This window comes from Ferdinandcohnia sp. GQ5, from assembly GCF_059759275.1.
This window is the reverse complement of record NZ_JCAXEW010000003.1, coordinates 209,136-233,773: the sequence shown is the minus strand read 5'-3', so window position 1 is coordinate 233,773 and position 24,638 is coordinate 209,136. Positions and strand designations below refer to the sequence as shown.

At 39.0% G+C, this 24,638-nt stretch carries 21 protein-coding genes; 8 read left to right on the top strand and 13 right to left on the bottom strand.

The window, feature by feature from the left end:
- Window positions 1–4: 4 nt before the first annotated feature.
- Together AC6CHV_RS05370 and AC6CHV_RS05365 are read right to left on the bottom strand one after the other, a co-directional pair.
- Window positions 5–1,063 carry a FecCD family ABC transporter permease gene (locus AC6CHV_RS05370; RefSeq protein WP_341330476.1) on the bottom strand — a complete coding sequence of 353 codons (1,059 nt, stop codon included), beginning with the start codon at window positions 1,061–1,063 and terminating at the stop codon, window positions 5–7.
- Window positions 1,060–2,064 (bottom strand): FecCD family ABC transporter permease, encoded by a 1,005-nt coding sequence (locus AC6CHV_RS05365; RefSeq protein ID WP_341330475.1) that lies wholly within the window; start codon window positions 2,062–2,064, stop codon window positions 1,060–1,062. The genes AC6CHV_RS05370 and AC6CHV_RS05365 overlap by 4 nt, the downstream gene beginning before the upstream one ends.
- Before the next feature lie 400 nt (window positions 2,065–2,464).
- Here AC6CHV_RS05365 and AC6CHV_RS05360 point away from each other — a divergent pair, with 400 nt between their 5' ends.
- The gene (locus AC6CHV_RS05360; protein WP_440273596.1) at window positions 2,465–3,439 is read left to right on the top strand and encodes an ABC transporter substrate-binding protein; all 975 of its coding nucleotides are present in this window, start codon (window positions 2,465–2,467) and stop codon (window positions 3,437–3,439) included.
- Window positions 3,440–3,664: 225 nt separating this feature from the next.
- Here the strand turns inward: AC6CHV_RS05360 and AC6CHV_RS05355 are convergent, their stop codons facing one another.
- The 5 genes from AC6CHV_RS05355 to AC6CHV_RS05335 all read right to left on the bottom strand — a co-directional run bounded on the left by AC6CHV_RS05355 (window position 3,665) and on the right by AC6CHV_RS05335 (window position 9,272).
- The gene (locus tag AC6CHV_RS05355; RefSeq protein WP_498078284.1) at window positions 3,665–4,618 is read right to left on the bottom strand and encodes a Gfo/Idh/MocA family oxidoreductase; all 954 of its coding nucleotides are present in this window, start codon (window positions 4,616–4,618) and stop codon (window positions 3,665–3,667) included.
- 100 nt (window positions 4,619–4,718) lie between these two features.
- Window positions 4,719–5,483 (bottom strand): (S)-benzoin forming benzil reductase, encoded by a 765-nt coding sequence (locus AC6CHV_RS05350; protein ID WP_445724482.1) that lies wholly within the window; start codon window positions 5,481–5,483, stop codon window positions 4,719–4,721.
- A gap of 93 nt (window positions 5,484–5,576) precedes the next feature.
- Window positions 5,577–6,659: a Ger(x)C family spore germination protein gene (locus AC6CHV_RS05345; RefSeq protein WP_440273598.1), complete on the bottom strand. Its 1,083-nt coding sequence runs from the start codon at window positions 6,657–6,659 to the stop codon at window positions 5,577–5,579.
- Window positions 6,656–7,744, bottom strand: a complete 1,089-nt coding sequence (locus AC6CHV_RS05340; RefSeq protein WP_341330470.1) for a GerAB/ArcD/ProY family transporter — start codon at window positions 7,742–7,744, stop codon at window positions 6,656–6,658. Before AC6CHV_RS05340 ends, AC6CHV_RS05345 begins: the two co-directional genes overlap by 4 nt.
- A 43-nt stretch (window positions 7,745–7,787) precedes the next feature.
- On the bottom strand, window positions 7,788–9,272 hold the full coding sequence (locus AC6CHV_RS05335) for a spore germination protein (protein WP_341330469.1): 1,485 nt from the start codon (window positions 9,270–9,272) through the stop codon (window positions 7,788–7,790).
- 314 nt (window positions 9,273–9,586) lie between these two features.
- Here AC6CHV_RS05335 and AC6CHV_RS05330 point away from each other — a divergent pair, with 314 nt between their 5' ends.
- From AC6CHV_RS05330 to AC6CHV_RS05315, 4 genes are all read left to right on the top strand, one after another.
- Complete coding sequence (locus AC6CHV_RS05330) at window positions 9,587–10,957, top strand: S8 family peptidase (RefSeq protein WP_341330468.1); 1,371 nt, start codon at window positions 9,587–9,589, stop codon at window positions 10,955–10,957.
- A gap of 138 nt (window positions 10,958–11,095) precedes the next feature.
- Window positions 11,096–12,787 carry a DUF6044 family protein gene (locus tag AC6CHV_RS05325; protein WP_341330467.1) on the top strand — a complete coding sequence of 564 codons (1,692 nt, stop codon included), beginning with the start codon at window positions 11,096–11,098 and terminating at the stop codon, window positions 12,785–12,787.
- A gap of 1,382 nt (window positions 12,788–14,169) precedes the next feature.
- On the top strand, window positions 14,170–15,201 hold the full coding sequence (locus AC6CHV_RS05320) for a glycosyltransferase (protein WP_498078283.1): 1,032 nt from the start codon (window positions 14,170–14,172) through the stop codon (window positions 15,199–15,201).
- A complete protein-coding gene (locus AC6CHV_RS05315; protein ID WP_498078282.1) occupies window positions 15,170–15,616 on the top strand; it encodes a GtrA family protein in 447 nt (148 codons plus the stop codon). Before AC6CHV_RS05320 ends, AC6CHV_RS05315 begins: the two co-directional genes overlap by 32 nt.
- Here the strand turns inward: AC6CHV_RS05315 and AC6CHV_RS05310 are convergent.
- Window positions 15,613–16,788, bottom strand: coding sequence for a serine hydrolase (locus AC6CHV_RS05310; RefSeq protein WP_498078281.1), 1,176 nt, complete (start codon window positions 16,786–16,788; stop codon window positions 15,613–15,615). The two genes, AC6CHV_RS05315 and AC6CHV_RS05310, sit on opposite strands and share 4 nt — an antisense overlap.
- A 193-nt stretch (window positions 16,789–16,981) precedes the next feature.
- Window positions 16,982–17,695, bottom strand: coding sequence for an ASCH domain-containing protein (locus AC6CHV_RS05305; protein WP_440273601.1), 714 nt, complete (start codon window positions 17,693–17,695; stop codon window positions 16,982–16,984).
- A gap of 722 nt (window positions 17,696–18,417) precedes the next feature.
- On the opposite strand from AC6CHV_RS05305, the gene AC6CHV_RS05300 reads away from it, so the two are divergent.
- The 3 genes from AC6CHV_RS05300 (at window position 18,418) to AC6CHV_RS05290 (ending at window position 20,130) form a co-directional block, all read left to right on the top strand.
- Entirely contained in the window at window positions 18,418–18,765 is a 348-nt protein-coding gene (locus AC6CHV_RS05300) for a gamma-type small acid-soluble spore protein (protein WP_246006388.1), read from the top strand.
- 144 nt (window positions 18,766–18,909) lie between these two features.
- A complete protein-coding gene (gene ypzF, locus AC6CHV_RS05295; protein ID WP_165918145.1) occupies window positions 18,910–19,059 on the top strand; it encodes a protein YpzF in 150 nt (49 codons plus the stop codon).
- A gap of 105 nt (window positions 19,060–19,164) precedes the next feature.
- Window positions 19,165–20,130 carry a VOC family protein gene (locus AC6CHV_RS05290; protein WP_498078280.1) on the top strand — a complete coding sequence of 322 codons (966 nt, stop codon included), beginning with the start codon at window positions 19,165–19,167 and terminating at the stop codon, window positions 20,128–20,130.
- A gap of 49 nt (window positions 20,131–20,179) precedes the next feature.
- On the opposite strand, the gene AC6CHV_RS05285 is transcribed toward AC6CHV_RS05290, so the two are convergent.
- Genes AC6CHV_RS05285 through AC6CHV_RS05270 form a run of 4 tightly spaced genes read right to left on the bottom strand, consistent with a single transcriptional unit; the run spans window position 20,180 to window position 24,403 of the window.
- Window positions 20,180–20,383 (bottom strand): CLC_0170 family protein, encoded by a 204-nt coding sequence (locus AC6CHV_RS05285; RefSeq protein ID WP_498078279.1) that lies wholly within the window; start codon window positions 20,381–20,383, stop codon window positions 20,180–20,182.
- 25 nt (window positions 20,384–20,408) lie between these two features.
- Window positions 20,409–21,641 carry a Ger(x)C family spore germination protein gene (locus AC6CHV_RS05280; RefSeq protein WP_498078278.1) on the bottom strand — a complete coding sequence of 411 codons (1,233 nt, stop codon included), beginning with the start codon at window positions 21,639–21,641 and terminating at the stop codon, window positions 20,409–20,411.
- Entirely contained in the window at window positions 21,622–22,728 is a 1,107-nt protein-coding gene (locus AC6CHV_RS05275; protein WP_498078277.1) for an endospore germination permease, read from the bottom strand. Before AC6CHV_RS05275 ends, AC6CHV_RS05280 begins: the two co-directional genes overlap by 20 nt.
- Window positions 22,676–24,403 (bottom strand): spore germination protein, encoded by a 1,728-nt coding sequence (locus AC6CHV_RS05270; protein ID WP_498078276.1) that lies wholly within the window; start codon window positions 24,401–24,403, stop codon window positions 22,676–22,678. The genes AC6CHV_RS05275 and AC6CHV_RS05270 overlap by 53 nt, the downstream gene beginning before the upstream one ends.
- Between the last annotated feature and the right edge of the window lie 235 nt (window positions 24,404–24,638).

Sequence of the window (24,638 nt, the reverse complement as noted above, 5' to 3'; positions counted from 1 at the left end):
TTTTCTAGCTGTTCCGAGTCTTGTATAGCAAGTAGATAAAATAAGGTGCTCCGATGGCAGCGGTAAACACGCCTGCTGGTACTTCGGTTGGAGAGAAAGCAGTTCTACCAATTAAATCCGCTAGCATGACAAGAATCCCCCCTAAAAGGGCAGCTGTGGGGAGCAATGCTCCAAATGCTGAACCGACTAATCTCCGTGCCATATGTGGTGCCATTAATCCAACGAAACCAATCCCTCCGGCAAACGCAACTGCACTACCTGTTAATGCAGTACTTACTAACAATAAAAGAAATCTATGTTTTTGTACCGCACTTCCCACTCCGGTTGCTAACTCTTCACCTAGTTCTTGAATGTTTAGGTGTCGTGCAAGCATGAAGCAGATAATCAATAAAATAATGACAACAGGACTAAGTATTTGTACATTTGCCCATGTTGACCCATTAACAGTACCTGTAATCCAAATATTCGCCTGGCTAGCTTGATAGATTGGTCCCATTACCATAAGTGTTGTTGTCAATGCTTGTGTGAGTGCAGAAACACCAATTCCGATCAGCACAAGGCGTATGGGCGAAACACCATTCTTCCAAGCCAACACATAGACCAAAAATGCGACAACAGTTGCACCAATAAATGCAGCCACAGGCATCCATTTTATACTGACGGTTAGTGCATTACTGGAATTAGAAAAAATGGTTAAGAAGGCAACGACGGCAACAGACGCACCACCTGTAATTCCTAAAATATCTGGTGAGGCTAATGGGTTTCGAATAATTCCTTGTAGAATACTCCCAGCAGCTGCAAGGGCCATTCCCACTAAGAATGCAATGATAATCCTTGGTAAACGAAAGGATGTGACAACCAACTGTTCCATTTTTGAGCCATATCCAAACAATGTTTTTACAACAGTAACGGGGTCTATCTTCATTTCACCTAACCCTGTACTGACTAAAAATAAAATAATTGTTATTACTATTAGAACGAATACCGTTATTAGTGATTTATGATCGATTAGATAAGAGATGTTTCCCTTTTTTCCAAATCGAATGGATCGATATTTATTCACGCTTTATGAAACCCCTTTCTTGCCACATAAATAAAGAAAGGTGTTCCAATTAAAGCTGTCATAACACCGACTGGCACCTCTTCTGGCATGACAATATATCTGGCAGCTATATCAGCCAGTAGAAGTAAAACACCACCAAGGATTCCGCAGTATGGCAGGATCCATCGATGATCAATTCCAACTAAACTCCTAGCAAGGTGTGGAATAACTATCCCAATAAATCCAATTGGTCCGGCAACTGCCACTGCACCACCAGCTAGTAGAATAATCGTAAAGGCTGTTAATAGCTTGACAGTTCCAGTTCGCTGTCCTAAGCCTTTTGCAACATCCTCTCCCATTGTAAGAACGTTGATTTTATTGGCTAATAAAAGGGATGCTACCCATGCCACTGCTAAATAAGGAAGAACACTCGTTAACATTTCAAGCTTTCGTCCTTGAATAGAGCCCGCAAGCCAAAATAATACTTGATCTAATGCCATTTCATCAATAACTAGTAATCCTTGTGTAAAGGATGAGAACATCGCAGCCATTGCAGCACCTGCTAATGTTAACTTCATTGGAGTAAGGCCTTCTCTACCTAGTGAACCAATAAAATAAACGATAAACGCAGCAATCGCTGCTCCTAAAAAAGCAACCCAAGTAAATGCTTGTAAGGAGTTTATCGAGAATATTGAGACACCTGCTACTAAAAAAAATCCCGCTCCTGCATTTACGCCGAAGATACCTGGTGATGCCAATGGATTTTTCGTTAAAGCTTGCATGAGTGCCCCTGCTATTCCTAAACTTGCTCCTACAGCTGTAGCAATAAGTGCGCGAGGTAAGCGAATTGTTTCAATGATAATATGTTCATTTGAACCATCAAATGCCGTGAATGTTTGATAGGCCATTTTCCAAGATGTATCGGTATATCCATACACAATACTTGCACACATTGAAAAAAGTAATAGTAAAATTCCGATTATAAGGCCTGCAGATTTAGCTTGATTTGATTTCAAAACCATTATAGTAAGACTCCTTGAATGATTAGAAAAGCGCAAGGTGCACAGTATTAGGCGACAAGCATAAGACGACCCCAACCTTATGAAGCGATTGACTTATGGCCTCGAGCCGATGGCTTCTTGGGCTAGACGTTGTGAAAAAGTCATGTATGACTTTAGTTAAACATGTTTATGTTATATATTAGGTCGTTTTTTGTTAGGCTTTACTATTCATATGTCTTCTTATTCATCTTAATAAGAAAGCGAAATTAGTAAGTTAGTTCTCTTTTAGTCTATTTGAATTGAGAATGATTGTCAATGGGATGAAAACCATTCTCAATTTTATATTGACTAAAGATTTAATTCATTTTATCATCATAAGTGAATAATTGAAAATCATTATCAATTAATAGGAGGGTACATAATGAACTTTAGAAAGAAAGCTTATCTAGGATTCCTAACATTGGCTGTATTATCACTTCTTTTAGCTGCTTGTGGTGAAGCAGATAATACAGACAAAGGCAATAACGAAACTGAGGGAGCTAATACATACACGGTTGAACATGCCATGGGTACAACTCCAATCAGCAAAAATCCTGAAAGAATTGTCATTTTAACAAACGAAGGGACAGAAGCCCTATTAGCAATGGGAGTTAAACCAGTTGGCGCTGTTCGTTCTTGGATTGGCGACCCATGGTACGACCATATCGAGGACCAAATGGAAGGTGTCGAGGTTGTCGGTGAAGAAAGCAATGTAAATATCGAAGCTATTGCTGCACTAGAGCCAGATTTAATTATCGGTAATAAAATGCGCCAGGAAAATATTTATGAGCAACTAAAAGCGATTGCTCCAACTGTTTTTGCTGAGGATTTACGTGGAGATTGGCAAAAGAACTTTACCCTTTACTCAAAAGCCATCAATAAAGAAGAAGAAGGTAAAAAAGTCCTTGCTGAATTTGAAGACCATTTAAATCAGGTTAAAGAAAATATCAATACCGATGCTGAAGTGTCAGTCGTACGCTTTATGGAAGGAAGAACACGGATTTATTATACTGATTCCTTTTCAGGTGTGATTTTCGAACAATTAGGCTTGAAACGTCCACAGCATCAGGTTGATTTATTTGCTGAAAATCCTGAAGATCAGTTTGCAAGAGAAGTGGACCAAGAAAAAATCCCATTAATGGATGCTGATGAAATCTTTTATTTCACATACGAAACCGGTAATGGGGAAGCTACAAAGGTCGAGGAAGACTGGATTAACAATCCGTTATGGCAAGGTTTAAATGCCGTGAAGGAAGGCAAAGTGCACAAAGTAAGTGACCCTATTTGGAATACTGCAGGTGGCGTTCTAGCAGCAAACCTCATGCTAGATGACATTGAAAAATACTTAGCAAAGTAAAAACACAAAGTGTAAGTGCCTTGAATGCGGAACATTGACTAACTGCTGCCACGTCCTGTGGCAAACGTCAATGTCAGCACTTCCTGTGTTAGTCCGACCAGCATAACAAAAGACAGCGAGAAGGATGCATTTTATCATTCTTTTGGATTGGCTAGACCAGATAGGCGCTAGGCGCTGGAACTGGACATTAGAAAAGCTCCCACCTTTTTGGCGGGAGCTTTTCTTTTAGTTATGTCTTAGCTTTTCTAAAATAACTTGCGCCTCATATCCATCCTTAAAGGTATAGAGTCGGTTTTCTTTACCTTCAATAGCGGAAAAGAGATTGTCAATGAGTGTGGCTGTTTCAGTCGTTTCAATCTCAATCTGTTGAATTTCTTCTCCTAGCTTGCCGCCCTCAAGCTTTGCCCAATCTATTAGTTTTAGTGTTCCTTCTGTACCATATGCAGTATAAGAGATTCGTTCAGCTCCAGCAATTTGGCTGATTCCATTTATTAAAAATGGGGTACCACCCTCTAGTTCTAATGAAGCAATGATCCCTGTTTCACACTTTGTCTTATCTTCAGGAAGTTCCAATATACTATTTTGATAAGTAATTGAACCAAAAATTCGTTGGGTTAATTGAATCAAATGAACCCCTACCTCCAGTACAAATCCACCTTGTTCTCGACCTGCAACCCAATCATTCTGTTGCCATAAACGTGGCCAGTTTGGAAAATTCATTGAAAGTTCAAGCTTTCTTAATTTACCTATGTACCCTTCCTTAATCAACCGATCAAAGCTATTAGCAGGGTTGCTATAATTTAGCGGGAAATTCATAGCATGAATGATTCCTTCTTGCTCTGCTTTTTCTAACATTTCCCTCGCCTCTTCAACTGAATTTGCTAGAGGCTTCTCACATAAGATATGTATTCCTTTTTCAATGACATCCATTGTAACAGCATGGTGATATTTAGGCGGGACCGCTACATAGACAAGGTCCAAATCCTCATTAACTAGCATATCGTTGTGGTTATCATACCAATTGATATCACCTGATTTTTCAGCCATTTCTACAGCTCGTTCTTTTTCCTTATCAACGACTGCTGTTACTGTTGTATGTTTGTTCGCATTAAAACCCTGGATTAATCTTTCTCCAATTGCACCAAGGCCAACTACTCCTACTCTTACATGTTTCATCATATCTCTCCTCCCCTTTCCCCATTATAATTCTAGCCAGTAAAATCGTCTATCACGACAAAAAAATCCCCCCTGAAATTCACTCAGGAAGGTAGGAGTCCTCTTATAAAAATGATTTTATATCATAGATATGACCATTGATTAATTCTTGGTTAACAATGAGGTCTAGGATAACACCTGCAATAAAGTCTGGTGATCGTAGCATCCCTTTTTCATTATATTCGATGAATTGGTCAACCTCAATAAAGTCCTCTTTGTTTGTCTTTCTGATTATCTCCTGCATCTCTGTATCCATAACGCCTGGTGAGAATGAGATCATAGTTACTGGATTTTCAGTGGTTTCCTGCTCAAAGCCAACTGATTTTGTGAACATATCGATTCCTGCTTTTGATGAAGAGTATGCAGTCCATCCATGTCTAGCCCGGTTTGCAGCACCTGAAGAAATATTCACAATTACCTTTTTAGTTGAAAACGATGCCGTATGGCGAATGAAGTATGAACTTAACAACATTGGTGCCAACAGATTCACATGCATATTTGCGGTTAGTTCTTTTGGACTTGCCTTTCCAATTGGTTTAATTGGATCAATCATACCAGCATTGTTTACTAAGTAAATTCCTTCAGCATTTGAGAAGTCAATAGATGAAAAAATTCGCTCCATCACTTTTTCGATTTCTTCACTCTTTTGGAGGTCACAAGAAAAATAATAAAGATTGATGCCCTTTTCAAACGCTAATTCTTTTAACTCATTATTTTGCTTTCTAGAGATACAAAATAAAGTATGATCCTTGTCCAAGATCTGCTTAACAATGGATTCTCCTAATCCCCTAGATGTCCCAGTTATAATAAAATATTTCAAATAAGACACTCCTATTACCTTTATCTTTGCCACTATTTACTAGTAAGTATATCATACACTACCGAAAACTGGTTGCTATAAAAGAAGCTCTTTGTCACAAATTTATTGCGTAATACCAGTCTCAGTAATCGTTACCTCTGAATGAACCTCTATATTTATATTTGGGTAATTTAGTTCCCATTTTTCAAAGTCTAAACCACGAGTTGAGTGTCTAGCCATATATCCAATCCCAACTGGGTCAATATTTTTTTCTTGAAAATCTTTTAACATTGCTTCGGATTTATCTTTTATTGTGCCTTCGAGTTCTTCTACTATCTTTTGAATCAATTTGGGATTTGTTGTTTGTCCAGAAAATTCACTCAATATCCCTTGAAATTTAATGGTAATGTTTACCTTTGGCTCCCCATTTATTTCCTCGATCTTTATTTTTCTTTTTGATTTAATGCGCCTGATAGATGCATACTCATCTGTACCTTTTAATCGTATAGTATATGCACCTTCACCATAATCTTCGACCAGCGCCTTAAAAAAGAACAAATCAGGCTCATCGATTTTAGCCACCATTTTACCATGCTGAAACAGTCCAAGCCCTGTTATCTCCATCTTATTAGAAAGCAGTTTCATAGTTGGGAGATAGGGATCCATACCCTCCATATAATGTCTATACATAAAAGTATGAAGATCAGACCTAGGTAAATCTCGTTTCTCGATATTATGTTGTAACATGATTGATAAATATTCCCCAGTTCCCCTGTTTCCTAAACTCTTTTCTAATACGTCACTTGTCTTTCCTTCAACAATCGCTAGATTGATTTTCGATCCGATGCTTGCATCACGTTGAAGGGCGTCAATATATCGTAGTATTCCGTTTTTTGCAAGCTCATTTTCATACAAAACAACGCGGACAGCACCTGTCACTAATGGATCCGCTGACTTTTTTTGTAGCACATTAATAATTTCTTTGGCTAACACTGATTCCCCAGTGAAGCTAGCATTGTCGATGCTTTTGTCTGCTTTAAAAACAGGGATAACAGCCGTACCTTTAATTTTTTGACCCTCAGCTCTATCAAATCCAACTGCTGCCACCATATTAATTTCGTCTATTATTTCTTCAGATATTCTTCCATATAAGATTGTTATTAATGTAATGGTACAGAGCGCAATTCCTGTAAGTACTTTTTTCATTTTTTCTCCCTCATTTTACGAACAACTAGTGTAATTATGAAGAGGATTGGAATATAAGCAAAAATATAATAAAGTCCAAAATTTGCCATATATCCACTGAGCATGTCTATTTGTTGACGAGATTTAATAAGACTGCTAGCAACTAATACGATTGGTAAAATCCAAAGTAACGATTTTCGTTGTTGCACCGAAAATACTTTTTTGATTCCTCTGCCAGCTCCCCACAATGCAATACAAATATTGGGTAGGATTACAAGAAACCATGATGCGATTCCAACATACTCAAATCGCTCTACGAACGGCATGTTGATACTTTTAAACATGGTTAGAGTTGCCCAGATTATTTTATCTATTTGGTCAGCGCTAAAATACATGGTTGCTGTAACGCTAGCAATTAGATATAAACTCGTTGTTGCTAAGACACCTAGGTGGGCCCATTTTTGGGACTTTGGCGGATTTTTAATAAATGGATAAAATAGCAAAAGCGCTTCAAAACCCATGATGCTTAGGGACATATCCTTTGTTCCTCTTGCAATTTCTGTTACCGAATGATTCATAATTGGTAACAAATTGCGCACATGGCCATAATCCAAAGGAAAGAAAACTAAAAGAAGTATATATAATGGGAGGACAATACTAAAAAAACTAATGCCCGTTACCGTTCTAAAACCACCTAAGATAATATAGTACGCTAGCACAATAGTGAAAAAACCAAAAACCCAACTATTGAATTCTGGGAACATCCATACCTGAATGACCTCAATATAACTTCGTAAAACGGTTACCGCTAATGCCATAAGGTAGAGAATAAATAATAGGCTAAGAAGGCCCCCTATCCACTTTCCAAAAATCTCTTTATGAACATCAACAACGTCTCCCCCTGAATAATCTAAGATTTTATAAATAATCCATACAATGATGTGTACAGCCACCCCGGCTAGTATGACGGAGATCCAACTGTCATACCCTGCTGATTTCGCTATGATCCGTTGGAAACCGAGCATTCCTACCCCTACTTGCATGGAATGAATTAAGAAAAAGACAAAAATAGGAGAAACTAAAAATGATTCTTTGATCCTTTCCATCGTTGCAACTCCTTGGAATCAAATACGCATGAATACGGTGAAGCTATTCATCAATATCTTTTTTTGTTTCTGCTTTCTTTTGATTAAAACGTTTTTTATCTTCCGGACGTAAATAACCCGGACGTTTTGCAAGCTGAGAATATGGTAGCCGAATAAATGCATCCTTTAAATCTCCAACACGTAGTGGGTAAATTGGTTCTAAGAATGGCCGACCTAAAGATGTTAATCGTATTAAATGGGCTAATAGAAAACAAAAACATAGAACAATTCCGATTAATCCCCATAACTGAGAGAAGATAAGAAATGGAAAACGAATGATACGAATTGTATTACCCATCGTATAAACGGGTGTTGTAAAAGATGCTAATGCAGCCAGTGCAACCATAATCAACAATACATTACTCGTAAGACCTGCTTCAACAGAAGCAGTTCCTATAACGATACCGCCCACGATACCGATTGTTTGACCAACTTTTGCAGGAAGCCTTGCTCCTGCTTCCCGAAGGAGTTCTATGACGATTTCTAAAAACAATGCCTCTAGAATCGGTGGCAAAGGAACTTCACGCCTTGAGATAACTAAAGTGGCCAGTAGATCCCTAGGAATTAATTCATGATGATATGTTAGTACAGCGACATAAATCGGCGTTATTAATATTGAAAAGATGACCGAAAAAAGGCGAAGTAACCTAACAAAGGAAGCGATGTACCAGTTCAAGAAATAGTCTTCAAATGATGAGAAAAACTCAACAAGTGTAGTTGGAGTAATGATGGCTTGTGGTGATCCTTCTGAAAGCACCACTACCTTCCCCTCAACTAATACAGACGCAACCCTGTCAGGCCGTTCCGTTTCAAGCATTTGTGGGAAGGGTGAATTCGTATTATCAACAATCATTTGTGATATATAAGAGCTATCACTTATTTGGTCAAAGTCAATATCGCTAATTCGTTGTAATACAGTTTGTACATTTTCCTTCTCAACAATATCTTCAATATAAACCACTGCTACCTTAGTTTTTGATAATTTACCAACAGTCAGTTCCTTTACCCGTAATTCAGGCACAGGTAGTCGCTTTCGGATTAGGTTTAAATTGGTATCAAGTGATTCAACAAATGCCTCTTTTGGTCCAGTAACACTAAATTCCACTTCAGGGGAGTTGACTGATCTTTTTTCAAATTTCACTGCATCTACAAGTGCACAATAACCGTCACTTTTGTGAAATTGAATCATAATACTACCTTGTAAAATCTTATCTTCAATTTCCCTAGGATTTTTTGAAATCACAATTTCCTTATTTGGAATAATTGCTTTAAGGTCTCGAATTGAATAGACTTTCGCATAAAGTAAATAAGGTAGTATTTGTTCGTTAATGGTTTTTGTATCAATAATATTTCGTTGATAACAAATCCAATACGGGCGAATTGCTTGTTTATTGAATTGGCAAATGAAATCTTCTGATTTTCGAAAGGTTTGATATATTTCCTCCGTTAACCTTGGTTTCTTATCTTCCTTTTTGAACCAATTTGCCATTGCTATCACCCTTTTGCTTTTAACATGTTTCTTGAATTTCTACTTCTTTCCCTCCTGTTAGTTATTCCATGAAATGTATGGAAATTATGCATACTATTTCTTCTTACTTTCAATTTATTGGAATGAAAGTAAGGCATGAAAGTATGTTGTAAGCAAGATACTAAGAGGAAAGTGCAAGTGCCTGCTTATTGGCGACAAGCATAAGACAAGCCACTGACAGAAGGTGCTTTTACCTTCCGAAGAGACTCGAATGAACCTGAGAGCCAATGCGGCCAGGAACTAGACAAGAAAAGTGTGGTTGAGGTGATATATCAATGTGGAATAAAAAGAGACTTGCAATAGTAGCATTAATAATTGCTGTTGGGTTATCGATTTTCGTTTCTTTTAGATTATTTGACAATAATGGGGATCAAGCTAATTCAAAAACATCTTCAACTCATAGCGCTCTCCACCCATTAAAAAATGAAACAATCGATACGTCCCCACAGGTGATGAATGTAGACTCCATTCAACTGTACAACAATGTGCAAAAGCAATTAGATAACCATGAAGAAATCGATGTAATTGACCATAACGGCAAAGAGAAAAGCCATTACCATCATCACCAAGTTATTGTTGATTTTAAACATCTTTTAAAGAAGGATGAAATTAATCAAATCGAAAAAGATATCGAAGGAAAGCTACTTCGCAAACTAGATTCTTCTTATATTTTTGAATCAAATAACATGAAAACACCTGAGATGATTTCTTATTTCGATAGAAGGAAGGACGTTGAGTTTGCCGAGCCTAACTATATAATGATGCAAAATCAGCAAGCACCAAATGACCTCCTTTATAACGATTTCCAATGGAATCTACGTATGATTGATTCCGAAAATGGCTGGGGTATAACACAGGGATCAGATAAAGTTAAAATAGCCATAATTGATACAGGGGTAGATTTGGATCATCCCGACTTAGTGAACCGAATTACGGAGGGTTACAACATCCTAAAAGACAATAATGTCCCAGATGATGACAACGGGCATGGTACACATGTTGCCGGAATCATTGCTTCGCAAACAAATAATCACGAAGGAACTGCAGGAGTCACGTGGTTTAACCCTATTATGCCAATAAAAGTAATGGGCTCAGATGGATATGGATCAACCTTTGACATTGCTCGTGGTATCATTTGGGCAACTGATCATGGGGCTGATGTAATTAATCTTAGTCTTGGTAATTACCAAGGATCAAAATTGCTGAAACAAGCAGTTGATTATGCATATAGACATGACGTTGTGATGGTGGCTGCTTCTGGCAACGATAATTCAAGCCAACCGAGCTACCCATCTGCGTACCCACAAGTATTAAGTGTTGCAGCTGTTGATTTAAACGGTGATAAAGCAGAATTCTCCAATTATGGAGATTATATCGATGTCTCAGCACCAGGAGTGACAATACCGAGCACTTATATTGATGAGCAATATGCTGCATTGTCTGGAACTTCAATGGCAGCACCACATGTTGCTGCGCTGGCTGCCTTAATGCGCTCCATTAATCCAAACCTTTCTAATAAAGAAATCATGGAGATGATCAAGGGAACAAGCCTAGATCTTGGTAAAGCGGGGAAAGATATTTATTTTGGCGAGGGATTAATCGATATTGTTCAAGCTCTCGAAAAAGCAAAAGTAGGAACCAGTTAATTGTTGATCAGTAGTAAATAACCGTGAAAAAGTGGGGCTTCCCCACTTTTTTCTTTTCACATTCATATTACATCCGATTATGGATACGATAAAAAATGGAAATCCAATAATGGAAATTTTGTTAATGGAGGGAGGACATTGTCGCAAACTAGAACTCAACAACGAAGTGAGTTTCGTCTCATCATAGCTGCCTTCCTACTTATCGTCATTTTTGTATCTCCTTATTTTATCCTTGGTGAGAATGCTCATCTACGAGTTCACGACAACTTAGATTCGAATCTTGCATGGTATAAGGTTCTTTCAGAAAGCAATCAAATGCTCGGGTCAGTTGATGCCACAATCCCTCAAATTATTAATGGTAATCTTCAACGAGGTGCATTTGGAACCGAATTTAGCGGAATTGTATGGCTACATGCCGTTTTTCCACCAATGATTGCCTATGGACTGAGCCAGTTTATCACGAGAATCTTTGCGTTTTTAGGCATGTATTTATTACTAAGAAAGCATTTTCTCACTCGTCATGAATGGTCTTGGATTCGTGTTGGGGTTTCACTAGCCTTTGCCTTAACACCTTTTTGGCCGTCTGGAATGCTGAGTACACTCGGGATGCCACTTGCCTTATGGGCACTCCTAAATATCCGAGCTGGGGAGAAATCATGGGTAAACTGGTTGACACTGACCTTACTTCCCTTTTATGCGAGCATTGTTCTTGGATTTTTCTTTTTTATAAGCGCAATGGGGATTTTATGGCTGATCGATTGCTTCCGCGGCAAGGGTTTGAACCTTCGCTTTTTATGGGCACTCATCTATTTCACATTCATTTTTATGGTAGTTGAATATCGTCTTGTATACTCCTTTTTATTTATGGATGAACCAAATAGTCGGGATGAATATTTTCATGCACGATTATCATTTTTACGTGCTCTCCGTCTATCTCTAAAAAATTATGTACTTGGTCATACCCATGTAATGAGTGTTCATGGCTTGGTTATTTTGCCAGTTACCATACTTGCATTGAATGTTGTTATCATGAAGAAAAAATGGAAACAAGAGAAAGTTTTCCTTTTCTTACATGTTCTTAATGCTGTATTGTCCGTTTGGTATGCCTTTTGGTTTTATAAGGGGTGGGTTCCTTTAACGGAACGATTTCACTTTTTAGACACCTTTAATTTTGCAAGATACCATTTTCTAAGGCCAATGGTTATTTATGTTTTGTTTGCTATTTCGTTAAAAATTTTATGGGAATACCGGGTTGGGTGGAAGCGTGCAAGTTTGGTATTCCTAGCAGCACAGCTAGTAATTGTGGCGTCTTTTAATGAAGAAATTGTTTATAAAAACAAGCCATCTTTTCTGCAATTTTTTGCTGAAAAACAATTCGAGGATATCAAGGACTATATAGGTTTGCCGCAAGAGGAGTATCGTGTAGCTAGCATCGGTCTTCACCCTGCTATCGCTCAGTATAACGGGTTTTATACACTGGATACATACAATAATTTTTATCCCCTTTCTTATAAACATCAGTTTCGGAAAATTATCGCCAAGGAATTGAAAAAGGACAAGAAACTGCGCCAATATTTTGATGAATGGGGTGGCCGGTGCTACATCTTTTTAGATGAACTTGGCAAGCACTATATGTTTAAAAAAACGTCGAAAAAAGAGATTAAGAAAATGGAACTGAACATGCAAGCATTTTATGAGATGGGCGGGCGGTTTATCATTTCATCTCTGCCTATTCAAAATGCAGACGAAAATCATTTAGTCCTTGAAGAGACTTTCGATTCTCCAGAATCTGCATGGAGGGTTTATTTATATCGAGTTTCAATCGATTAAGTAATAAGGTTATTTTCGGCCAATAGGCTGTGGGAATTTTCAAGGAACTGAGGGACATATTCTCTGTCACAATCAGGGGCCCTTTCCGACTCACTGCGAACGAGGAATATGCTCTCTGTCACAATCAGGGGCTCTTTCCGACTCACTGCGAACGGAGGGACTTGCTCTCTGTCGCAACCAGGGGCTCTTTCCGACACTAGGCGAACGGAAGGACATACTCACTGTCGCAATTAGGGGCTCTTTCCGACACAAGCGAATGGAGTGACATGCTCTGTGTCGCAATCAAGGGCTTATTCTGACACTATGCGAACGGAGGGACTTGCTCTCTGTCGCAATCAGGGCCCCTTTCCGACTCAATGCAAACAAAGGGACATGCTCTCTGTCGCAATCAGGGGGGATTTCCGACTCAAAGGGCGCCGAGTAATTTGCTCTGTGTCGTAATCAGGGGTTTATTCCGACTCAATGCAAACAAAGAGACATACTCTCTGTCGCAATCAGGGCTCTTTCCGACTCAAAGCAAACAAAGTGACATGCTCTCTGTCGCAATCAGGGGTTTATTCCGACTCAATGCAAACAAAGAGACATACTCTCTGTCGCAATCTGGGGCTCTTTCTGACTCACTGCGAAACGAGGAACATGCTCTCTGTCGCAATCAGGGGCTCTTTCTGACTCACTGCGAAACGAGGAACATGCTCTCTGTCGCAATCAGGGGGCTTTCCGACACAATGCAAATGAGTGACATACTCTCTGTCGCAATTCGGGGTTTATTCCGACTCAATGCAAACAAAGAGACATACTCTCTGTCGCAATCAGGGGGCTCTTTCCGACTCACTGCGAACGAGGAATATGCTTTCTGTCTCAATCAGGGGCTTTTTCCGACTCACTGCGAACGGAGGGACTTGCTCTCAGTCGCAACCAGGGGCCCTTTCCGACTCACTGCGAACGAGGAATATGCTTTCTGTCTCAATCAAGGGCTTTTTCCGACACATTGTAACTCAGTAACGTGCTCTGTGTCGCAATTAGAGGGTTTTTCTGACACTTTGGAACTGAGTAACGTACCCTGTGTCGCAACCAAGGGCTCTTTCCGACACTAGGCGAACGGAAGGACATACTCACTGTCGCAATTAGGGGCTCTTTCCGACACAAGCGAATGGAGTGACATGCTCTGTGTCGCAATCAAGGGCTTATTCTAACACAAAGCGAACGGGGGAACATGCTTTGTGTCGCAATCTTACAATCATTTCAATAACACAATTGATCTGGTTGGACAGGACTCTTAAATATCAACCAATTACTACCGTTTAACCTCTCAATTTAGATTTTTGCCAGTAACAAGGTTTCAATAAACATTATAACCAAACTTTTCTTTAGGGGGATTCATCATGAACATACCTTTACTTACAATTGTTGTCCCTTGCTATAACGAAGAGGAAGTTCTTCCTGAATCAATGAAACAACTTAGAGCCCTTCTGGATGATCTTATCGAGGACAAGTTAATTTCCGAAAAAAGTAGACTCTTATTTGTTGATGACGGAAGCAAGGATCAAACATGGTCAATCATTTATAAACAAGGCCTTGTAGATAATAAAATAAAAGGGTTAAAGTTATCCAGAAATGTTGGCCACCAAAATGCCCTACTAGCAGGATTGTTTTCCGCAAAGCGTCAGTCAGATTGTCTCGTCTCCATAGATGCCGATTTACAGGATGATATTGAGGTCATACGTCAATTTCTACATCGCTTCTCGGAAGGTTATGAAGTTGTTTATGGTGTACGTAAAGAACGAAAGACTGATACTTTCTTTAAGAAGCATTCTGCACAAGGGTTTTACAAGTTAATGAAATTCATGGGTGTTAACCTTGTCTATAATCATGCCGATTTCCGCTTACTGAGCAGGCGGGCCGTGGATGCGCTCGAACAATTCGATGAAAGTAACCTATTTTTACGAGGAGTGGTTCCTCTAATCGGCTTTCAATCTACATCTGTCTTCTATGACCGTAAAGAACGAATGGCTGGGGAAACAAAGTATCCATTACAAAAAATGCTCTCCTTTGCTCTTGATGGGATTACATCGTTTAGTGTAACTCCGATTCGCTTAATTTCATTAATGGGGCTGCTTTCATTCTTTATTAGCTTATTTTTTGGGGGTTACTTTTTTTACTTGAAATTTAGTGGACAAACCCAGACAGGCTGGACTTCCCTTATTACCTCGATTTGGTTAATTGGTGGATTGCAGTTAATTGCTTTAGGCTTTATCGGAGAATATATCGGAAAAATCTATAAGGAAACAAAGCGTCGGCCAAAGTTCGTTGTCGATATCGACACGTTCAATCTAGCAATACCTGAGGAAGAACCAGAAGCTCCGAAAGAGGGTGGACACTTGATTGATTACAGCCCATTATCTGAAACCAACTAACACATTCATCCGCTTTCTCCTAGTTGGACTTATGAATACCATTGTTGGACTATCAAGTATTTTTTTATTTTTGCATGCGGTAGGTCTCTCTTACTGGCTTTCAACTTTCCTAGGAAATTCAGTTGGTGCGTTCGTCAGTTATCTCTTAAACCGACGCTTTACATTTAACAGCAATGCCACATTTGGAAGAAGCATCCCTTTATTTATTTTAGTCATTCTGAGCTGCTATTTTCTTTCCTATTCAGCAAGTAAATTCATAGCAGGTTTCATTTTACTACCCTACACAAACGAAATAGCTGTCTTGCTTGGAACAGGACTTTACACAATGCTAAACTACTTCGGACAAAAGCATATTGTGTTTGCGGGACAGAGGGACAAGTCCCTCGTCCCACAAAAAAAAAGCACTTTTGATTAAGTGCTCTTTTTTATGTTTTTTATTGTTTTTCGTAGATAGACAAGGCTAACGCCAAAAAACAGGACCATTAGGATGGCTGGTACTGGAACCTTAGGATTGATATTTGCTGGATTGATTTCAGCGCGGGTATTTAACGCTTCCTTTGGGATATCCATTTTCATCTGTTTTGTTGCAAGAAGTCGGCCATCATCCCCAAGTACCTGTAATACACCTTGGTCGTTCATCGCAAGTTGAACTTTTTCATTTTTCATTTGTGTAAATTTCAGTGGCTTGTTCAAATGATAGCTTTCTTTTTTGTCACCGATAAAGGATTTATCTGCAGCTACTTCTTTTATCTCAAAATTTTCAAAGCCGTAATCTAAAAGCTCAATTGTATCCTCATAAGCAATTTCATTTCGATCTGCTTTTAATACAATCGCTATTAAAGACATTTCACCTTTTTCCGCAGTAGTTGAAAGAGTGAATCGCGATTCCTGGACAAAGCCTGTTTTTCCACCTGTGATTCCTTCATATGGGATTTCACCTCTAAGCATTAAATGGTGGCTATAGAGAGTTGTATCCCAGCTTTCACCATTCCAGGCTAATTCCTTCGTTCCAAAAATCTCACGGAAAACTGGATTTTCCAAAGCATATTTCGTTATTAAAGCAAGGTCATATGCAGTTGTATAGTGATTTTCATCAAATAGACCATGTGGATTAGTAAAATGGGTCTGTTTGACACCCACTTTCGTTTGCAGGTATGAGTTTAAGGATTTAGCAAATTTCTCCACACTTCCATCAAGATGCTCCGCAATTGCAACACCAGCATCGTTGCCGGAATTAATCAGCAGCCCTTGGATAAGATGTTTTAGGGTAACCTTTTCCCCTTCTTCCAGGTAGACGCGAGTTCCACCCGTTTCATAGGCATTTTCAGTAACTGTGACAATATCGTCTAAATTTCCTGTTTCAATTGCATAAACAGCAGTTGCTATTTTCGTTAAACTTGCAGGATATAATTTCGTATCACTATTTTTCTGATATAGAATTGAACCTGTATTTGCATCTAGTAAAATGACTGAATCACTCTTTATCGTTGGTGCATCAATTTGTTGAGACATTTGAGCAAAAGCTTGAAAAGGCGCAACAAAAGCCATCACAACTACTAGAACCAAAATCATATAAAGCTGCTTCATTTCATTTCTCCCTTTTGGACTTAATGGACATATTTCGTTGCCCCAATATTGTATTATCTATTAAATAGGACAAGAAGTGAGTCACCTCGTCCCACGATTTTACATTTACAGGTATTCGAAAGTCAAATTGATTTTTTGGCGGCATCTAAAAAAGACACTCTGCGTATATTACGCAAAGCGTCTTTTTGTATTCTTATTTATGATAGGTGTAAATGGAGCTCCATTCATGAATCAACTGGGTTGCCAATAGGTTATCTTTGGCGTACTTTTCAGCTTTAATCAAGAGTTCTTTTTCGTCCACTTTCCCTTCAAAGTCGGGATTTACTTTGTAGTATATAAATGTGATTTCTTCATTTTGTCGAAAACGAACAAATGCCACAAAATCTTTCTCTTTATATACGGAATAAAAGTAATCACTAGCTATCCCAAACAACTCAAAATCTGTCCAATTGGCGACCTTAAACCGTTCCGCCTCGGACATTGGGACAAAGTGTAAATCTATCTTAACATCTATAAAAACGTCCTTAAGTGTAAAATGTTCAACGACTATCACCGTATCTTCATTCAGTTCGTAACCATCCATTTGTAGTGGTTTCTCCCAGCTGAAAATATGATCCTCTATAAATTCATCAAGCGTGGAATTTTCGCCCTGCGCGATTCTTCTACCCACATCACCTTGAATTTCACCAAATCGTATTTCATAAAAATCGGTAATTTGGATGTTTGCCACATGTTCATTCCGCTTCGTAAAAGCTTGTATGATATCGCCTTTTTCGCTTTTTTCTTCATCTGGCAATTGATCATACCAAACCTTTGGGGTACAGGTGACTGTCTTCACACCACGTAGTACTTCTTCAAGAAGTCTTTCATCATATTCATCTCTACCCCAAAAATCGATTCGTTTCATTCAAATCACCTCTTCCATTACTTGAATTATATAATGGATGGTTTGAAATGAACAACAAAAAACTCGGTAAGCCTACTATAGATGTTTTAAAAAAGGCTTTTTCTAACAGATTGTTGTTTTTAAATGTAGGGTGATTTCCGCTCCTGGCACTCGCTTTCCGCGGGCGATCCACAAGCCTCCTCAACGAAATGTGAAGGCGGCTTGCACAGAAACGAGAAAATTGGCCGACTAAAGCGCCACGTCCTGTGGCGAAGTCGGCACTAGCACGTCCTGTGCGTCGGAGACTCCGACAAAGAGGCGTATTTTGCCTCTGAAGGAGGAGTTGAAATTTCTCGAGTTTCTAGCCGCTGCAACTGGACAAGTCGTTATGTCGCAGCGGGGTCTTTTCTTTCTCGCTATTCCCGCAGGACGTTGAATTTGCTTCCTTGAACATACATCGAACGAAGAAAATGCCAGCATTTTCGAGGAACTCGTACCATCAATGAAATCAGTGAATGGACAATAATAACCCCTTGCATAATCGGATCAAAAAGCAACAAAGTTTATGATAACAGCCTTAAAAAATGAGAACAAACAAATCTCCTTATATTCACTGAAAAATGTCACTCTTTTAACATTCTTTTCAATACATTAAAAAGGTTAGTAAGACACAAATTAAGAAAGGATTTTTGAAAGGGAAGGCCTTTTGAGAATCCACAAAAATTCGTCTGGGAGGGTTCCGAATGCAAAACAACAACAATCAACAAATTCCAGCACAGGCTCAAGCTGCACTTAATCAAATCAAACAAACAGCTAAGCAGTTGGCTCAAACAGAGCAAATGAATGCACAGCAGTTCCAACAAAGCTCACCACAAGTGCAACAATCTGCCCCTGGATTTGCTGGACGTGAATTGAATGCTGCTCAGCAGTTAAATCAGATAGAGCAGTCCGCACAGCAGCTCCAACAATCTGTTGGGCAACAACAATTCACTTCAACCGGTTCCTCTTTCAGTACCGAATTTGCTAGCGAAACGGATGTTGCTGAAGTTCGTAAACAGAACCAGCAGTCCCAGGCTAATAAAAATCGCTAGTACACCTACCAATAAAAATACCCTCACACCTGTGAGGGTATTTTTAGCAAGTTAACTGGCTAAATTTCCTACTTCAGGCCTTACATTATAAGAGGCAAACTACTCATACTACAAAATGAAATATTAAGAATGGAGATGAACGAATTGGGAAGGACAAAGCGTGGAAATGCAAATGCACAACGAAATAATAATGCAAAAAAAGGAAATAGAATTAGTGAAGAGCTTGTTGAATTCGCATCCTATACGGAAGTAGAGGCAGAAAAACAAAACGTTCAAAAGAAGAAAAAGAAATAATCAACTTAGGCCAGGGGTTTCCTTTCCTTGGCCTTTTCTATATCATCTATTCTGTGATATAATTATCTTGAATTCAAGATAATTTATTTTATTGGGGGAATGGGCATGCAATTACTAGGCTTACATCATGTTTCGTTACTTACTGGCAAAGCGGAGCGAAACTTTGAATTTTATACAAAAGTATTAGGAATGCGCCTAATCAAGAAAACAGTTAACCAAGATAATACGCAATCCTACCATCTTTTCTATGGAGATGCAAAAGGAAATCCGGGGACCGAAATTACATTCTTCGATATACCTGGGCTTGGACGAACACACCCTGGAGTTTCAAGCATTTCTTCTACTTCACTACGTGTGAAGTCATCTGAATCCTTGCAATTTTGGAAAAAGCGTTTAGCAGAGTATCACATTTCAACTGAAGAAATCACGAAGCGAGCTAATCGTGATACTATGGCATTTCAAGACTACGAAGGCTCAAGAATCATTCTTGTTGCAGATAATAGCGAAGCGGGAGTTCCTGCAGGTGAACCATGGGAAATAAGCGGTATCCCAGCTGAACATGCGATAATTGGGCTTGGACCAGTCACATTAACCGTTGCCAACGCTGCACCTACCGTGGAAATTTTGACAGATGTAATGGGCTTTCGGAAGGTTGGCAGCTACCCATCGCTTGCAGGTGATTATCCTGAAATCCTAGTCTTTGCAACTGGTGAGGGTGGATCTGGAGCCGAACTCCATATTGAAACACGACCTGATCTACCAAAAGAACGTTTGGGTCGTGGTGGTGTGCACCATGTGGCCTTCCGCATTCCGAACGATGAGGAATATGAAGATTGGGTTACAAAAATAAAACAAACACGCCTTCCCAACTCCGGTAAGGTAGACCGCTATTACTTCAAAGCATTGTACTTCAGAGAACCAAATGGTATTTTATTTGAGCTCTCAACTGACACTCCTGGGTTTGATATAGATGAACCATTGGAAACGTTAGGAGAAAAACTTGCACTTCCTGCATTTTTAGAACCAAAGCGAAGTGAAATTGAAGCAAATTTACGACCGTTGGAAATTTAAATGAAGATAGCCCCTAAAATATTTAAAGACTAGGGGCTTGTTTTGATTTTCACCAGAAAATCTGCTGATACGCCCAATTTATTAAAAAGGCAAATATCCCAGCAGTTATATTGAACCATCCTAGAAACTTGCTTATCTTCTTTTCTTTTTGCATGTTCTTAGTTTTATATCCCTTCACATCAAACATGAGTATAAAGACCCCAGTCATGACACATAGTACAACTACGTAATTTAAATACCCAATAAAGATCATATAGTACTCCTTCGGTACGATTAGGCTATTTTGCCTTTGTACCCACTCTTCGAATTTTTGTTGTACAATGAATATCAAAGGTTAAATCCTTGTATACTTCACGCCATTTCTCTTTTGTTTGAATCTCTTTATTCCAGTAAGCAGGTTGTTTTGCTCGGAAGTATTCACCAAATCCAAAAATATCTGATTGTTCATCCTGCATTTTCTTAATTAACCTATTGGTTCCTTCAATTACTCCCTTCGTAGCCTCTTCCTCGATTTTCCGAACAATTTCCGCATTGTTTAAATCGATTCCAACCGCTCCTTCGGCGATTGTACTTTCATAATGAATCTTGATGACAAAATGAGGTTTCCCGTTTCGTAGGGTTGGTTTTATTGATGTCCTGCGATGTTCTGCCCGCACAATCACCTTAACATCTGTATCAGGTACTTTAACAAAGACCTCATAACCACCTCTTTTCTCTCCTGTTACAGCCATAAATAAGCCTATTTCAACTGGTTCTGTACGACCTATCATTCGATCATCTTTAAAATACGCTAAACCGGAAATTTGTATATTATCCTCTTTTTTCAATTCAAGATATGGAAGAAACGTATCTTGCCCTTTGCTTTGTAGCCTTGTCCAAAACAAACCGATAAAATCTTCCGGAAATGTACCTAATCTAACAGCATTTTCGACCATTGCAGATAAATATAGAGTAGGGACCCGCTCTAGTTTTGGTGCCACCTCCATAAATTTTTTCGCTTCCCCTTTCGATACCACCATCCAAGCAGTCCTTCTAATCTCAGGATTTCTTCGAAGATAATCGTTAAACCTTTTTACCCCATCCTTCGCAACTTCTTCACTAATGACAATGGTCCGTAGGTGGCCAAAAAAAAGCCGGTCAGCCACTTCTTGTTGAAGCACAGCTATCGTGTCATCTAAGGTATATCCCACTACACTGATTACCCAAAGTGGATTTTGATCTACTCCAGCCCCACCCGTTTGCGGTCCCAGTGGAATTCTTCCTGGAACAGCAATTTGAGCACTTAATCTAATTAGTCCTTCTTTCGGCTTTGGAAATTGATTTCCTAAACCTGTTATTTGAGCAAGGTCTGCACCGTCTGCATCATCAACCTTATCAATTGAAATACCTAAAACCGTCGCTCGTTGTTCAATGTCATCACTATCCCAGCAACCTGTTAAGAATAGACCAGGCACCAAAGCGATAAGTATAATTTTTAAACAAGTTTTCCAACTATGCTTTGATACTCCCACTTTTTTTCACCTTTTTCTTTACAAGGTCTACACTAACTAACAACAAAGGATAACCCACTGTTAGAATCAGTCCTAATCTACCAAATATTTCAATTACATCGTATAAATGCAATATATTTTGTGGAATCATCGCAATCACGAAAACAATCGGCAAAATAAAAAAGGAAAGCATTTTATGATCACGTAATCCAGCCATCTGGCTAATCGAATGAACCGTGAACATATAACTAGAAAACAATGTAGTGAATACAGCTATTACCCACACAGATAAAAAAACAATATCTAATCTCTGAAGAATATTACCTGGTATTGAGGTCGTACGAGCTAATTCAAGGGTCGGCCATAGAAGGTTCGTTATTTCAACAGGGCCAAACACCGCAACAGTTGCAATTACAATTAACAAGTATAAACCACCAGCAATAACCATTCCCCAAATACTAGCCTTGAACGCTTTTCGTGGATTCCGCATAAAGGGAATAATCATTGTAAAAATAAATGAACCCTGAAATAATGCCGCAATGGTAAGGCCTCCAACTAAGTAACTTCCAGGTTCATTTCCTACTACCGGAAGTAAATATAAGCTATTTGCGTTTTTTAAAGACAAAGCAACGATGATTAAAGCAGGTGCCAAGATAAACGGGACATAAAAATTATGGATATAAGCAAAGACATTCATGTCATTCCTTGTAGACAGTGCCGCGAGTATCAGCATCACAATTACAGTCACTTCTAGCGGAGTTTGCTTTAAAATGGCAGTAATAACTACAGCTCCAAACTCCCTCGAAGTTAATCCAGTTAATATTGCAAAAAAGAGAATGATAACAATGTTCGGCACCCTACTTAACCACTTCCCCAGGATGTCTTCTCCATACAAAATAATAGATTTCCTCGGGTGACGAATTCCAAGAAATGTAATCAATCCAAGCCCAGTAGATGCTATCGCTATACCAAATAATGTTACAAGTGGGGCACCTGTATCCGCTGTCCGAACTGCAAAGAGTGGAAGTGCCAATAATCCCACTCCAATTATGGTACTAATTAGAATCGTTGTTGCTTGAATGACTGTTATCTCGCGTGGATATTCCACTAGACTTGTCCTCCTCCCATTTTTCATTCCCAACCATTACTGGATCCAAAGTGTTACTTGTTCCCTTTTTAGATTCTCCCTTTGTTTTTCCTAAACGATCAGAGTTTTGAGAATGTAGCATTTGTGGCCTTTTTGGCATCCACCAGAATGGTGCTCTAATAATGACATCCTTTAAACCCTGGAAATTACCAGGAGTTACTGGGCTCATGTAAGGGACTCCGAAGGATTTTAACGAAAGCATATGATTAAAAATGAAAATTACGCCAATAACAACTCCATAAAGTCCAAAAAAGCCCGCCATTATGACAATTGGAAATCTAAGCATGCGTAGAGCAAACGCTGCATCATATGCGGGAGTAGCAAATGAACCAATCGTAGTCATCGCAATTACAACAACTGTTATTGGACTTGCAATTCCCGCTTCAACCGCGGCTTGCCCGATAACAAGTACCCCTACAATGGAAAGAGCCCCGCCTACCTGCTTAGGTAGGCGAACAGTTGCTTCACGGAGGATCTCCATCGCGACTTCAATGATTAATACTTCTACCACTGCAGGAAATGGTACACCTGCACGTCCACCCGCAACGGCTACAGCAAACTCTGTAGGAAGCAACTCTGGATTAAACGAGATAAACGACACATATAGAGATGGAAAAATTAAAGAAAAAACTAATGCAATCATACGTGCAATTCGTACAAAACTACCCATTAAAAATCGAGAAGAGTAATCCTCAAAGGTTTGATAAAATTGATTAAATACAACCGGAGCAATGATCGAGAACGGTGATCCATCAACTAGAATAGCCACTCTTCCTTCTAGAATACTACCTACTGTCTTATCTGGGCGTTCTGTACTTTGAATCTGTGGAAAGGGAGACATATGATTATCTTCTATAAATTGTTCGATATAGCCTACATCCAAAATGGCATCAATATCAATTTTCCCTAAACGATCCTTCACTTCTTTTACTAAGTCATCAGTTGCAATCCCTTCAAGATAACAAATGGCTGTGGTAGATTTTGATATGCGACCTATTTCCATAATTTCAACGCGAAAGTCAGCAGTTTTTAATCGATTTCGCAATAATGCTATGTTCGTTTGTAATGATTCAATAAAACCCTCTCGCGGTCCTAATATAACCTGTTCTGTTTCTGGCTGAGAGATTGATCGTTTTTCAATATTCTTTACAGCAAATTGAATACCAGAATTAACCCCATCGATAAAAATAAAAGTTTCTCCGCGTAATAGCGCGTTTATGATATTTTCAATACTATCTTCTTTTTTTATTTCAGTATGAAACATGGCCTCATTCAAAATGAAATCCAACACATTTGTTACTGTAAGCTTTTCAAGGTCTGTTTGAACTGGAACATACATTAGTGGCTTCATAATGCCACTGTTAATTGCGTTTTTATCAACAATACTAGAGAAATAAATAATCGCCGCATTAAATTTACCGTACATTTGAAACTTTCGACAAAAGAAATCAGCGTTTTTCCCTAATAGATTTTTCAGTAATTCAATCGTGGTATCAAGGTTTCTACCCAGCTGATCTGTTGGCAGTTCTTCAACCAATTTATGAGGAATCTTATCTTCATTTGCTGTCGCAGCTGGTTGTTGTGAAAGTTTTGTACTTCTTCGTTTCGGACTTCTCTTTATAGTAGACCAAGACATTTCGATACCTCTTTCTATCAAATACGCCTTGGCGTATTTGCGCCCGATTTTTTTTAGGCCCACACGATGTGTATCACAAAGACGTTGCCACAGGACGTAGCGTTCTTAGTCTTTTGATCCTACACTCGAAAAATATCCTTCGAAAAATCGTGGCATCCGCCGGAGGCTTTAACTTTATACAGCACTGGGATAAACTCCAAAACACTTTTATTACTCTTTTTTCAATCATCCCCAC

Coding starts and splice junctions, on each gene's coding strand:
- AC6CHV_RS05365 (WP_341330475.1), bottom strand. CDS start 2,064: ATGGTTTTGAAATCAAATCAAGCTAAATCTGCAGGCCTTATAATCGGA.
- AC6CHV_RS05360 (WP_440273596.1), top strand. CDS start 2,465: ATGAACTTTAGAAAGAAAGCTTATCTAGGATTCCTAACATTGGCTGTA.
- AC6CHV_RS05355 (WP_498078284.1), bottom strand. CDS start 4,618: ATGATGAAACATGTAAGAGTAGGAGTAGTTGGCCTTGGTGCAATTGGA.
- AC6CHV_RS05345 (WP_440273598.1), bottom strand. CDS start 6,659: ATGAAAAAAGTACTTACAGGAATTGCGCTCTGTACCATTACATTAATA.
- AC6CHV_RS05340 (WP_341330470.1), bottom strand. CDS start 7,744: ATGGAAAGGATCAAAGAATCATTTTTAGTTTCTCCTATTTTTGTCTTT.
- AC6CHV_RS05335 (WP_341330469.1), bottom strand. CDS start 9,272: ATGGCAAATTGGTTCAAAAAGGAAGATAAGAAACCAAGGTTAACGGAG.
- AC6CHV_RS05330 (WP_341330468.1), top strand. CDS start 9,587: ATGTGGAATAAAAAGAGACTTGCAATAGTAGCATTAATAATTGCTGTT.
- AC6CHV_RS05320 (WP_498078283.1), top strand. CDS start 14,170: ATGAACATACCTTTACTTACAATTGTTGTCCCTTGCTATAACGAAGAG.
- AC6CHV_RS05310 (WP_498078281.1), bottom strand. CDS start 16,788: ATGAAGCAGCTTTATATGATTTTGGTTCTAGTAGTTGTGATGGCTTTT.
- AC6CHV_RS05305 (WP_440273601.1), bottom strand. CDS start 17,695: ATGAAACGAATCGATTTTTGGGGTAGAGATGAATATGATGAAAGACTT.
- AC6CHV_RS05300 (WP_246006388.1), top strand. CDS start 18,418: ATGCAAAACAACAACAATCAACAAATTCCAGCACAGGCTCAAGCTGCA.
- AC6CHV_RS05290 (WP_498078280.1), top strand. CDS start 19,165: ATGCAATTACTAGGCTTACATCATGTTTCGTTACTTACTGGCAAAGCG.
- AC6CHV_RS05285 (WP_498078279.1), bottom strand. CDS start 20,383: ATGATCTTTATTGGGTATTTAAATTACGTAGTTGTACTATGTGTCATG.
- AC6CHV_RS05270 (WP_498078276.1), bottom strand. CDS start 24,403: ATGTCTTGGTCTACTATAAAGAGAAGTCCGAAACGAAGAAGTACAAAA.